Here is a 13558-nt window from a genome sequence, read left to right as displayed (position 1 = left end):
TTAAGTGTGCGCAACCCTTTTTTGCAAAAAAGTTGAACTTTTTTTAAAAGTCAATCAATATGTCTTGTTGAATACCATAATACTACCTATTACAAAGCCTTGTCCATACAAAAAAAAGCACCAGAGAATAATTACTCTCCAGTGCTTCTATTTACTTGTCAGAGCTCAATTCTGGCGCATCTGTTTGATAGAGATCAACCATCGACTTATTATCGTTCTGAGCCAATAGACTAGTCCCGTTCTTCTTACGTGCCTTCTTAAGTTCTTTCAATGCTGTACTCTTCTTATATGAATAGTCTTTCTTGTTAACAGTTGTAAAGCCAGGTAGTTTATGGAATCTCAAGAGATCTCCATTGATAACACGATCTGACAATGACAATTCAGTTGTTACTCTATTAGATAGTTTCTCTTTTTCAGTCTTCGAGATCTTCTTATCCACTTTACCAGTCTTGGTATTATAGTAAGTTCCTCCAACCTTCGTTACCGTAGGCGAAACAAAATTACCATTTCTAAATGCCACGACTTGCGAGTGCTCGCTAGAAAGTAGATCACTACCAAATTGAACCATATTCTTATTATCAACACCTAATAAGTTCAAGAGTGTTGGAAGAACATCGATTTCACCACCATATGTATGGTTGATGCCACCCTTTAGTCCATCCATGTGAATCATAAATGGCACACGTTGATACTGTGCATCATTAAATTCATTGAATCCTTTAATACCAGTTAACTTAGACATAGCCTTCTTATGATTATTCGAAATACCATAGTGATCACCATAGAGTACGACCATACTATTCTTATCTAAGCCTGTCTCTTTCAACCAAGCCATAAATTCACCGATTGATTGATCCAAGTAATGCGCTGTTTGGACATAGCCATCCACGGTCTTATCGCCAGTATCAGTCTTTTCAATTGTTTGATTCTTCTTATCCAGAGTATATGGATAGTGGTTTGTAACTGTAATCAATTTTGCATAGAAAGGTTGTGGCAATTGTTCGATGTATTGCGCAGAATCTCTCAAGAAAATCTTATCCTTCATACCATAACCGACGTTATAACTCTTCTTCTCTTTATAGTAGTTAGAACTGAAGAAGTAATCATAGCCCCATGATTTATAAGCATTATCACGGTTCCAGAAACTTGGTACATCCCCATGGAATGAAGCTGACGTATAGCCAGCCTCTTGATCTAAGATAGCTGGAGCTGCTTGGAAGGTATTGGTTGTACCATCAGTAACCATGGCTGATCCTTCTGGCAATCCAAAGAGTGAGTTTTCAAGCATCAATTCAGCATCGGCTGTCTTACCTTGACCAACTTGATTAAAGAAGTTATCAAAACTCAAGGTATCGTCTTCATGATAAATTTTATTAAGGTTAGGTGTAACTTCTTGTCCATCCCACTTATAGTCAATCATGAATTGTTGCAAACTCTCCAAGTGAATGATAAAGACATTCTTGCCTTTAGCAACACCAGTATATTCAACATTTGGTTGAACATAGTTATCTTTCATGTATTTCTCAATCGAGTCAATATCTGAACTCTTCGCTTGTGACTTAACCGCGTTCGTCTGGGTCGTTTTGACCATATCGTACACATTAAAAACGTTTAGTCCGAGATATTTCACGATGTAGTTGTTATCAAAAGTTCTTGTTAAAAGTTGTGAACGATCACTTTCAGCTAATGTTAGGTTTGCACCAAATAACAACACAGCTAATGAACTAATTAACACTGGAATACGCCAATTTAGACGTTTGACATCCATCTTGATAACATGGAATGCCAACAATAATATCAAGATGATTACATCAATAAAAACTAAGAAGTCAGATGGTTTCAGAATACCAAGGATACTTTTACCCAAGTTGTTTGAAACTGAGCCTGAACCCTTAATTAATACCATTGTCAAAAAGTCTGAGAATTCACGATAATACAAAATATTCGAGAATAACCAGACCGTATCCAAGAAATCAATGATCAAAAGGAAGATATAAGACTTTCTTCCCTTCATATACAATGAGATACCAAACAGTAATAACATGACTGGAATCGGATTGATAATCATCAAGAAAGTTTGGATCGAACCCTTAACACCTAAGTTAAACTTCGTTTCGTAAGCATAAATGGTTTTAAGAGTATATAGCACTACAGCTAGGATTACAAAGCCTAGCCTAGTATTTAAAAAATTAGAAATACCTTTAGTAATACGCTTCATTATTTTCGCTCCATAGATTTATTAGCAACTTGTTGTTCAATTTTCGGTTTCTTCGAAACTGCAATAATCCCTAAGAACATCCCCAAATAATACGTAATAAATCTCCATAAAAACATACCCAAGATTAATCCTGAAGGAGAAGGTATAAATCCAGCAAACAATGTCTTGAAACTGAATTCCGCCCCACCTGATCCACCAGGGATTGGGAAAATTGAGACAATCATAACAATCATGATGTGCATCACTAAAACATCGACGACATTGACATGATCACAATTTAAAGCCAGTAAAACAAAGTAGACTACGAAATAATACAAGAATAGTTGCACGATGGTTAAGAGTGAAGCTTTAACAACTTTAGCCTTCTCGCGCTTTAGAACTAGACTCTCCTCATAGAAACTATCGATATAATTCGTAGCTGACTGTAAGATTTTATCACGTTTTTCCTCTTTAAGAAAAAATAAAACCGGTTTCAAAACGATTTGTACCATTTTTTTTGTGAAATCGTAGTAATACATAATCATCAACAAGAAAGAAATGGTAACAACGTGAATGACCATCCCAAAGACAATCAACGTCGCTAAACCGGAAAAGTGCTTAGCAACACTGTTAAAACTAACTAACATTGCAATAATGAAGTTAACTAAAACCATCGCTTGGTAAATAACGAATTTCATCAGTAACACTGAACTAGCCCGACCACCATCGATTTTCGATTGCATCAAACCAACCAATTGAGCGGGTTGTCCACCAGATGAAAATGGCGTTATCGCATTAAACAAAGCTTGGATAAGTGGAATACGATACATTTCCCACCAACCAAACTTCCGATCCTCTTTCTTTTTTAAAAGTGTATGCAAAACTAAGGCTTCAACACCATACGATAGCATAATTGATAAGAACGCTACCGCTAGCCAAAAGTAGTTCAAACTTTTAAAAGTTGAAACTAAAGAATTGAAATCAATCTTTCTAGCTTCCCACCAGAAAATACCGATTCCTAATCCCAGCATTACAAAAAGTGCAGCAATTTGTTTTCTACTCATTATTTATCCCGTTTGCAATATTATATTGACTCGTATAGAAATCATACCAAATTTTACTCAAATTTTCTTCTGAGTATTGATTAGTAGCTTCTCTAGATTTTTTCTTGAAATCATCCAAAATAGAACGGTCCTGATTAGCCTTGTTGATAAAAGCATTCATGTCAGCAAAACCATCAGCCTTTTGATAGTAGCCATCGATAATCGCACGATACAATTCCAAATCACGCAAGAGTACCGGTGCACCACAACTGAAAGCTTCCAAAACAGACATTGGGAACAATTCATCATATGAAGGAAGTAAGAATAAATCACAAATATTATAGTAGTTTACTAAATCATTTCTATCAACTATTCCTGTGAACGTCATATTACTTGGTGCATTTTCAATCATATCTTTATATCGGTCATAACCATCAGTGATTTTACCGAATGAAAAGCCACCCGCCCAAATAAACTGAATGTCAGGGTTAGTCTGTGCTAATTTGTAAAAGTCATCAACACCCTTACGTTCTTGAACTTGGCCATCACCAAAGACAACAAACTTATCTTCAGGAATACCTAATTTCTTACGAAAATCAGCTTTTTCTTCAGCAGTCTTTTCGTAGAAATTTTCGGTTGAAACAAAGTTTGGAATATATTTGATTTTTTTGCGGTCCAAACCATGAGCAACCAACTTATCAATAAAAGTTGGGTTAACGACCACAATTTGATCCATGCGTTTGTAAAAGCTAATGACATATTTATAGAAGACACTCTTTGCTGGTTCAGGTAATTTAATACTACCCTCTAGTGTTTCAGGCAAAAAGTGTACGTAGCCAATCTTACGACCACGTTTTTTAGAAAAAGTCGACAAGTAAAATTGGGGATCAATTGTGTGATAGTGGCTCAAATCACTTGCATGATAGTCATTGATTTTAACGTCAAATTCATCACTAAAGTGATCTTTCAACAAACCAATCAATTCCTTATAAGCACTACCAACCCCTTGGCCAGCAACTTTATCTGCAGATGAAAACATATTAATCTTAATCATTCGAATACTCCTCTGGATCAATTGATGAATCTGAAAGTTTCTCTCTCACAAAGTAATCTTCAGCTCGACGGTAGAAGTCAAGAATTGAATTACCAAATCCATCAGATGAAATACCATATAGTACCTTTTGGCGAGCTTCACGGTCATCAAATGAATTAGGGTGATCGAGATACGTCTTAATTTTAGGTACTAACTGGTCATCTTCGTTGAATGTTACACCAACTGAAGGATCAGTCAACAAGGCGTCTGTATAAGGTGCACTCCGAACAATGATTTTCGTACCTGATGCAATCGCTTCAATGTAAGTCAAACCTTGTGATTCAGTATCACTTGATGAAACGAAAATATTAGCCATATGATAATAAGGCGAAATTTGATCATGCTCGATTTCACCAGTAAAAATAACGTTAGCACTAATGCCAAGATCTTTACTCATCTGGACTAATTCGTCCATATCGGGACCATCACCAACAATTACTAACATAATCTTCGGGTTATATTTCAACAACTCTGGCATTGATCGCAACATATGATCAATTTTTTTCTCTAAAGCAATTCGACTCAACATCAAAATAACTGGTGTATCTTCCGCAATTCCAAGTTTCTCACGAACTGCAGTCGCATTGACCGGCTTAGTATACTCTGACAGATCAACTCCGGTTGGAATAATCGAAATCGGTGTCTTGATATCATAACGATCCATTGTTTCTTTAACTTGCACACTGGGAGCTACGACTCCTGAAGCGTTTTTCAAGAATAGACGAGTCATTTGTTTAACATGGTATGGTTTCAACAAGTGACCGTTTAAAACATAATGTAAATAGTCTTCATACATTGTGTGATATGTGTGAACAAATGGAATTTTTAACTGCTTAGCCACAAACTTTCCCATCATTCCTAATGAAAATTCCGTTTGTGTGTGGATAATATCCAACTTTAATTCTTTAGCCAAATCAACGGCATGGAACATTCCGCGAATAGCAATTCTTCGATCGGTGAATGAGATAAAAGGCACACTAGTCAGACGAAAGATGTTTGGCTCAATTGTGTTCTTGGGCACATTGGGATCAGTTGTTGTAAAAATATAAACTGAGTGACCTTTGCGCTCTAAGTCATTTTTCAATGTCTGGATTGATGTAGCTACCCCACTCACTTGGGGGAAGTATGTATCGGTAAAAATTCCGATATTCATATAAACACATCTCCTCACAATACTTTATAAAGTAGATTATAACAAAAAAATGAAGGAATCACTTCCTTCATCCTCGTCTTACCTTATTAATTTGCTGAAACTTTTGTTTTCCATTAAGAAATAGAAGATCACTGCACCAACAGCCACGACAACTAGTTCACCAAAGCCAACTGTGACTAGGTTTAGCCAAAATGGTAACTTCAAAACGAAGTGCAATTCGGCACCAACGATAATACCGTTAACTACGGCACAAACAACTGGCACTGTCCAAAGTAGACTGTTGCGTGCGGGAATTCTTGTGATGATGTAACAAGCAACGGCTGTTGCTAAAGTTCCTAAGACGATATCGTACATCCCTAATTGGGCACTGAAAAGATTTGAAATAAAACATCCGACAATCAAAGACCAGCTGTACTTATGATTAAAGAATGGTAATAACATTAAAATTTCAGAAACACGAAATTGAATTTGACCATACGAAAAGGCCGAAATTCCTGGTGCGATTGTTACAGCTACATAGAGAGCTGCAATCAATGCCAATTGAGTGATATCTCTTGTTTTTAAATTACTCAAAGTAAAACCTCCACTGTTTTAGTTAATATAGCAGGTTACCAGTGCAAACTGCCTTTAATAGGTTATCTTATTTTTTGTTTGGTCGCAAGTTAATGCCGTCTCCAGAGCTGAGAAAAATATCAAATGGCTATGCGGACTAATTTATTGCTAGTTTTTAAGTTGATTCGGACAATATAGCAAAAAAAAGAAACCCAGATAGTATTTCTATCTGAATTTCTTCTTATCATCTAACAACAGTATTTTAATTAAATCTACGTATTAGTCTAATGTACCACGTTGACGTAATTGTTCGTCGATTAAATCAAGTACCTTTTGACGATCTTCTGGATTTTCAACAAAGTCATATTTGTCGCCATCTAGTTTCATCTTAGGACTGTAATCATAGTCGTCATACCAGCCGTCGTAACGGTCTAATAGTTGGTGGTAGTATTCTGGAAGTGTTGGATCTTGTTCTGGTTGTTCATATGAACGGCCACGTTTTTCGATACGGTGGATCATTGTGTCGTATGAAATGTCCAAGTGTACTAACAAATCAGGAGTCTTCTTAGCTGCTGCATATGGTAGTTCTTGCATCATATTGTCTAGCAATTCATCATAAACTTTAACTTCTTGTGGTGTAGCACGACCCATATCAGCATTCATATGGAAAAATAGTGAATCTTCATAGATAGAACGGTCCAAAACATTATTATCTTGTACCATAGCTTTCTTGATTGATTCAAAACGTTTGTTTAAGAAGTAAATTTGTAGCAAGAAAGCATACTTCTTAGGGTCCTTATAAAATAGTGGCAAAACGGGGTTATTATCAACCTGTTCATAGAAAGCCTCTGTTCCTAAATGTTCTGATAATAATTTTGCCAATGAACTTTTACCGGCTCCAATTGCGCCGCTCAATACGATCATCATTATTCTCCTCCATACCTCAATTAATTCTCTATTTGTAAAAAAACAACATTCATTATGATATCACTTCTATTCAACATATTGTATAGCTTTCCAAAATTTCACAAGATATGGTAGCAGTTACAAACGAGAAACTTCCTATTAGTAAGGCTTAGAAAGAAAAATTAATTTATTAATAATTAATTTCCGTATCCCCTTTTAAGTATAATTTATTCATTCTATAATTATATTTGTATTCAAATAGAAAGGGGAAAATTTTATGGGGAAAAAATTACGCAATTTTTTAGTAGCTTTTGTCGCGGCATTAGGATTAGTGATTCTAGTCTTTTCTAGCCAGACAACTACTACTAAAGCTGCTGACTACACTACTAGTGCTGGTAAGAACGGGCTATTAACTGGTATGTCGATTCAGCAAAAGAATTATGGTACAGCTAGTAACATTAATCTAACACTCGACTGGTCTTCAAAAGACTTGCAACCTGATTTAGCTAACGGTGATACTTGGACAGTTGAATTGCCTGAGCAACTAAAAGTTAAAAAACCAGGTGAAACCTTTAAGGTGGTTGATGATAATGGTGATGTTATCGGAAATGCTGTGTTAGGTATCGATAGTAATGGTGTCAGCTATGTCAAAGTAACTTTTGACAACGTTGACGGCAAGACTGATTATGAGGGGTCTTTAAACATTACTGATGGTATTGGCGTTGGAAAAAACTATGTTATTGGTAACAATGATGTTCAAATTGGCGATATTCACGATAATATGACCATTACTGATTCTGATGATGACTTTTCTAAACGAGGTGTTATTGAAAAAGATGCTGATGGCAATTCAATAATCACATGGTCAATTTTAGTAAATAGAAATAGCACTTCATTTCCAAATCTTCAAATTAAAGAACTCATCAACGATGATCAATCTTATATTCCTGGTTCTTTAAATATTTATGAAGCAAAGTGGTCTACTACTTCGCCAGGATTTTACAGTTACGATAAAAACAAACCAATTTCTGGATATAAAGTTGACCCAAATGAAAACAGTATTTCTGATCAATTTACTATTTCAGACTTACCTAAAGAAGATCAATTTTACGTTGTTAAGTTTCAAACTAAAATAGTCGACCAAAACAATGCAACTAATGGTCATAAATTTAAAAACAACGCTTCCTTTACATGGGGAAACAATGGTTCCGGTACCGGAGGAACAAATAATCAAGATAATGCTTCCGGAAGCGTCTCAGGCGGAACTAACTCTGGAAATGGTAACGGTGTTGCCATTAAAGGTGGCGTTTTACTCACTAAGCAAAGTGCTGATGATAACTCACCTTTAAAGGGAGCCGAATTTAGTCTTTACACGGAAGATGGTAAACTTGTTGCTGAAAAATTAACTACTGATGAAAAGGGCCAACTTTCAGTTGATAAGTTAGATAAGGGAAATTACTACTTTATTGAAACAAAATCACCTGCAGGTTATGAACCCAATACCGCTAAGATTCCTTTTACAATCTCTGGTAAAAATTCAGAAGTAGTTCCTGTAATTACTAAAGATGAACCTTCAACAGAAACTCACGAAGATGAAGAAGGTTCAATTATCATTATGAAGGTTGATAAAGATACCAAGTATCGTTTAGCCGGAGCAAAGTTCGTCGTCAAAGATGCAGATGGTAACGAAGTTGGAACTATTACAACCGACAGTCTAGGTATCGGACACATGTATAATCTCAAACAAGGAACATATACCATTCAAGAAATTGATGCTCCTGCAGGTTATGAAGTATCTGATACAATTCATACAGTCACAATTGGCGATAACAATGAAGATGGAAGTTTCACGCCTGAATTAATTACTTTTGAAAACACTAAAGATGAAGATTTAGTATTTGATGATTCCTATTTTGTCAAATTACATAAAGTTGATGAGAAAGATATGTCAACTGGCGTCCCTGGTGCTGAATATTCCTTATATACAGCTACAGGTGAATTTGTAGAAAAAAAAGTTACTGATGAAAATGGCATGATTACCATCGATGGTTTAAAACCCGGTGATTATTATTTTGTAGAAACTAGTGCTCCAAACGGTTATGAAATTAATAATGATAAACTTTATTTCACAATCGAATCTGGAGAACAAGATATTCAAACTATTCAAGCTGTTGACTCACGTACTGAAGGTTCCGACGGTGGTGGCAACACAACTGATCCAGAAGATCCAGACATTGATGAAAAAGACGATAATGAAGAAGATACTAACGAAGGCGATAACAACAACGGTGGCAACGAAGGTAACCCCGATGTTGATGGCAACAATGAAGGTAACAACAGTGGTAATGAAAACAACAACAATGGCGGTGGCGTAATTGTTGATCCAAGCAATCCTGGTTCAAACAATAACGGCAACAATAACAACAATGGTGGTATCATTACTAACCCTGGTAGCAGCAATTCAACTAGCACAAACAACACACTTCCACAAACTGGTTCTAAATCAGGTTTGGCAGTAAGTTTGATGGGTCTGGTTATTCTACTTGGTACTGTTTACTTCAAACGTCGTCACGTTTAATTTTTAAGATAACAAAATAGACTGAGAATAATTTCTCAGCCTATTTTTTTACACTAATTTAGAAAGCTCCACCACCGGAGCCACCACCAAAACCACCTGATGAACCACCAGAGAAACCTCCAGATCCACCTGATACACTTGATGAACTACCGTTACCACTCGATATGGCACTCGTAAATGATGACTGGAACCCAGACGAACTTGAGTTGATAAAACTATGTGCTCCTATGTAATAAGGAATCACTAAGGAATTGTCTAGTTGCTCCGCACTGAAGTTAACCTTCAATGCCTTAATAACTTTATCAGAAACTCCAAAAACGACTGCATAAGGCAATAATTGCTCCCAGAGAATCAAATCCCCGACCTCAGCCATTTTAATATCATCGATATCTTTTAACATCCGTTTAAAAGCACGAATTTTATTTACTTCGTCCTCACCCTCATCAGTATATGGGGTCACTTTGTGTTTAGCGACGATGTAAATAATCCAAAAGATTGCTACAGATACTAGCATTAAGGCACCACTAATTAAGATATTTTTGGCAAAAATAATCGATACGATCCACATTAAAAAGACAATAATGCTTGTTGAAATGGCTGCTAATTGAAAATCTTTGACGATATTTAAATTGTCCAAGTCCAAATATTTTTCACGACCCTTAGCTGCTACTTTCGACCACTTCTCAAATTTTTTACCCAATCTTCGAGCCTTTTTACCAGAACCCTTAGTTGATAGTTTAATTTGTTTCAAACTAACCTTTTGACCGTCTCCGATTTCTTCAATCAAATATTTAAAGAACGGATTGGTTGGTGGAACTAAAGCCGTGATTTCATAACTTCGTTTCACCTTGTCAATTTTCATACGTCGCTGACCCACTTCAACCAATAAATCAGCCGTTAATGATAAACTATCGGCTCGGTCCGTCTTATCTAAAACAACTTTGGTAAAACTAGGTAGAAAATCAGGCTCATCGAAATAATGATGCAATGGTGTGGGAATGACATGTTTATTCCCTGGATACTTACGAAATTGGTAAAATCTCACTAAATAAATTAGCAAAACTACAATTGCACCAAATGCCATTATGACCCGATAAATCATTTTCTTACGTTCACGTTGGGCATTAGCATCCAACACTAATTGTTTTTCCTGTGCTAATACTTGTGACTTACGCTTTTTATTAACGACGTTTAAATTATCGGCTGTAACACTCGTTGGAAAAATCATGTGTGTCTCCACCACTTGATGGGCCGGTAATTTATCCAGTGTCATTTTAACTTGACCTTGTTTACGATTGACATCGGTATAACCCTCAGAAGGACCATGCGTCCAAGCTTGTAATTTAGACACATCCCCTTGTGGTAAATTAACTGTCAAAATAACGTTATGTAACGTTTTGTCCCAGCCCCCACCAATCATTTTCCAATTCAATTCCGCTGTATCTTGATAATTAGTTACGGCTCCTAGCAAGCGATATTTGTAAATAAAAGTTAAATTCTCTGTCGATGCCGAATGATAAACTTTTAGACCCATACTATCTTTTGTGCGAGTTACTTTAAAAGTATTTTCTTGACCGCTATCACTTTGTACTAATGGAGTCTCTTTACTTCCATTTTTAATAAATACCTGCGGATCAGTCGCACCCTTAATACCCTGAATATTTTGATTGTAGTAGACACCATGGAAATCACCATCGAATTGATAATTGATTCGCTGTGTCAATTCAATATCACCATTCTTTTGAATGTCCGCTTGTGCATGATACTTTTCAATTTGATAGTCACCATCTGCTTTAACTGTTGTTGTAACGTTAAAGGCACAGATGATACTAATAAATACGAGGAAAAAGCCCCATAATTTTTTCATTTTTACCCCCGATTATTTGATAGAGATATTTTATCATATTTAATTATTGCTTATGAAAAAACAAGACTAGGCAAATCCCAATTAGGATTACTAGTCTTGTTTTATTTTTGTGAAAAAGTTTGGTTTTGTTATTCGTTTATGGTGTGTTTTTTAAAGTGATAATTTGTTTTAGACTTTGGCTTTATGGTTTATATGGGCAGTGGCTCTGAAACGGGCTACGACAGGGCAACTCCTTCCGCTTTGCCTAACTTAATGAATCATCCGCAAAGTACGCGGATAATTCATTAAGTCATGCAAATGCTCGGGAGCTGACCGCCCTGTCTTCGCCCTCTCTCTAAAATGCACCCCCAGATCCTCCTCCGAAACCACCGCCTCCGCCACCTCCAGAGAATCCACCTGATCCTCCGGAAATACTTGCGGAACCACTTGCTCCGATGGCGCCGATAAAGGCTGTTTGGAAGCCACTACTTGCTGCTCCAAACGAATTAGTAAAGCCAATATAATTAACCACGGCAATTGATTGTCCTAATTGCTCTGGTGTAAATTGAACTTTCAATGCTTTAATAACTTTCTCAGAAATACCAAAGGCAACGGCATATGGAATGAATTGTTCCCACAAGATAATATCACCAACTTCAGCCATCTTGATATCATCAATATCTTCCAACATTCGTTTGAAAGCTCGAATTTGATTGACTGCTATCTCACCTTTATCAGTATAAGGCGTTACTCGTTTTCTAATTAACCAGTAAACAATCCAAACTAATACAGCTAACGTTACAAGAATAACTGCAGGCCACAACAATGGTTTATTGAATAATAAAGTTATCATGAACATAATTGCCGCAATGATGTCGGTTGTAATGGCGGCTAAACTGAACCCTTTGACAATATCCATATTATGTAAGTCTAAATATTGTTCACGATTCTTAACCGCATTTTCAGCCCAATTATCGAAATTATCAGAAACTCGTTTCTTACCGTCATAATCTTTTGCTTCATTCTTAATAGCTCGAAGCGTAACTTTTTTGCCATCGCCAACGTCATTGATCATGTACTTGAAGAAATCGTTTGTCGGTGGAACTAAAGCCGTAATTTCAAAAGTATTCCCAAGCTTTTCTAACTTCATCCGTCGGTGACCAACTTCATTCATTAAATCAGCGGTCAATGAAATACTGTCTGCATCATGCAATCGTTCCAAAATCACTTTACTAAAACTAGGTAGAAATTCTGGAGCATCAAAACTGTGATACAAAGGTGTCGGAATTTGATGTTTCGTTGCCGGATATTTTTTCATCGCAATTATCTTGTATAAGTAAATGGCTGCAATCACCAAGATACCAAATACCATCAATGACCAATAAATTCCATCTTGTTTACGCCGCGATTGGTTAGCCGCAATTGCGTACTGCTTTTCTTCAGCTCTGACTTTAGCCTTCATGTCTTTATGGACAACATTAGGATTGGCAGACGTTACACTAACTGGGAAAAGCATCTTACTTCTAATCGAATCATCATCTGTTAATTCAGGAACCGTCATAACGACCTGACCCTTTTTGCGATTAACTTGGTTATGCCCCAGCAATGGACCGTGTGCCCAAGCTTGTAGTTGTGGAATATTTTTCTCTGGTAAATTGATTGTTATTTTGATATTACTCAAAACATTATCCCAGCCACTCAAAATTAACCAATTCATAACGGCTGTATCGTTATAGTTTATGACTGCACCTTTGAGGGTATATTTATAAATAAATGTCACATCTGAAGTCGAAACCTCATGATAAACTTTTAAACCAAGTTTCTTCTTCGTTTTTGTCACTTTAACAGTGTTATCAGCACCACTGTTCGACTCTTTAGCCGGAATCACTTGAGAACCAGTATCAATATAAACCTTAGGCTGCGTAACACCCTGCAATTTATTTAAACTCTGATTATAATAAACACCATGAAAATCACCATCGAACTGATAATTCAGACGCTGCGTCATTTCAATGTCACCATTTTTTTGTACGTTCGCCACAATGTTGTAATTTTTGATTCGATACTTATTGTCAGCAAAAACATTGATTGATGTCGTATGCAAAGCTAATAAAATACCTAAAAAAGTTAGGAAGACACCCCAGAATTTTTTCATAATTTCCCCCGTTGGAACTTATTAACTTAATTTTA

9 protein-coding genes are annotated in these 13558 nt (G+C 36.3%); 1 reads left to right on the top strand and 8 read right to left on the bottom strand.

The genetic code is table 11. From position 1 onward, the window contains the following. Window positions 1-151 precede the first annotated feature (151 nt). From FD31_RS11125 to FD31_RS11100, 6 genes are all read right to left on the bottom strand, one after another. Window positions 152-2218 (bottom strand): LTA synthase family protein, encoded by a 2067-nt coding sequence (locus tag FD31_RS11125; protein WP_057892854.1) that lies wholly within the window; start codon window positions 2216-2218, stop codon window positions 152-154. Further along, window positions 2218-3261 carry a lysylphosphatidylglycerol synthase transmembrane domain-containing protein gene (locus FD31_RS11120; RefSeq protein WP_057892853.1) on the bottom strand — a complete coding sequence of 348 codons (1044 nt, stop codon included), beginning with the start codon at window positions 3259-3261 and terminating at the stop codon, window positions 2218-2220. Before FD31_RS11120 ends, FD31_RS11125 begins: the two co-directional genes overlap by 1 nt. Continuing rightward, window positions 3254-4294, bottom strand: a complete 1041-nt coding sequence (locus FD31_RS11115; protein WP_057892852.1) for a glycosyltransferase family 4 protein — start codon at window positions 4292-4294, stop codon at window positions 3254-3256. Before FD31_RS11115 ends, FD31_RS11120 begins: the two co-directional genes overlap by 8 nt. After that, entirely contained in the window at window positions 4287-5486 is a 1200-nt protein-coding gene (locus FD31_RS11110; protein WP_057892851.1) for a glycosyltransferase family 4 protein, read from the bottom strand. The genes FD31_RS11115 and FD31_RS11110 overlap by 8 nt, the downstream gene beginning before the upstream one ends. A gap of 78 nt (window positions 5487-5564) precedes the next feature. After that, window positions 5565-6059 (bottom strand): QueT transporter family protein, encoded by a 495-nt coding sequence (locus FD31_RS11105; RefSeq protein ID WP_057892850.1) that lies wholly within the window; start codon window positions 6057-6059, stop codon window positions 5565-5567. A gap of 258 nt (window positions 6060-6317) precedes the next feature. Then, a complete protein-coding gene (locus tag FD31_RS11100) occupies window positions 6318-6962 on the bottom strand; it encodes a deoxynucleoside kinase (RefSeq protein ID WP_057892855.1) in 645 nt (214 codons plus the stop codon). Between the two features lie 259 nt (window positions 6963-7221). Between FD31_RS11100 and FD31_RS11095 the strand changes: the two genes are divergently transcribed. After that, the gene (locus tag FD31_RS11095) at window positions 7222-9522 is read left to right on the top strand and encodes a SpaA isopeptide-forming pilin-related protein (protein ID WP_057892849.1); all 2301 of its coding nucleotides are present in this window, start codon (window positions 7222-7224) and stop codon (window positions 9520-9522) included. 58 nt (window positions 9523-9580) lie between these two features. Here the strand turns inward: FD31_RS11095 and FD31_RS11090 are convergent, their stop codons facing one another. Together FD31_RS11090 and FD31_RS11085 are read right to left on the bottom strand one after the other, a co-directional pair. Beyond that, entirely contained in the window at window positions 9581-11389 is a 1809-nt protein-coding gene (locus FD31_RS11090) for a DUF2207 domain-containing protein (protein WP_057892848.1), read from the bottom strand. 334 nt (window positions 11390-11723) lie between these two features. Further along, entirely contained in the window at window positions 11724-13523 is a 1800-nt protein-coding gene (locus FD31_RS11085) for a DUF2207 domain-containing protein (protein WP_057892847.1), read from the bottom strand. Window positions 13524-13558 lie beyond the last annotated feature (35 nt).

It is taken from the genome of Companilactobacillus nantensis DSM 16982, assembly GCF_001435815.1.
Taxonomy (GTDB): domain Bacteria; phylum Bacillota; class Bacilli; order Lactobacillales; family Lactobacillaceae; genus Companilactobacillus; species Companilactobacillus nantensis.
This window is presented reverse-complemented; position numbering and strand designations above follow the sequence as displayed.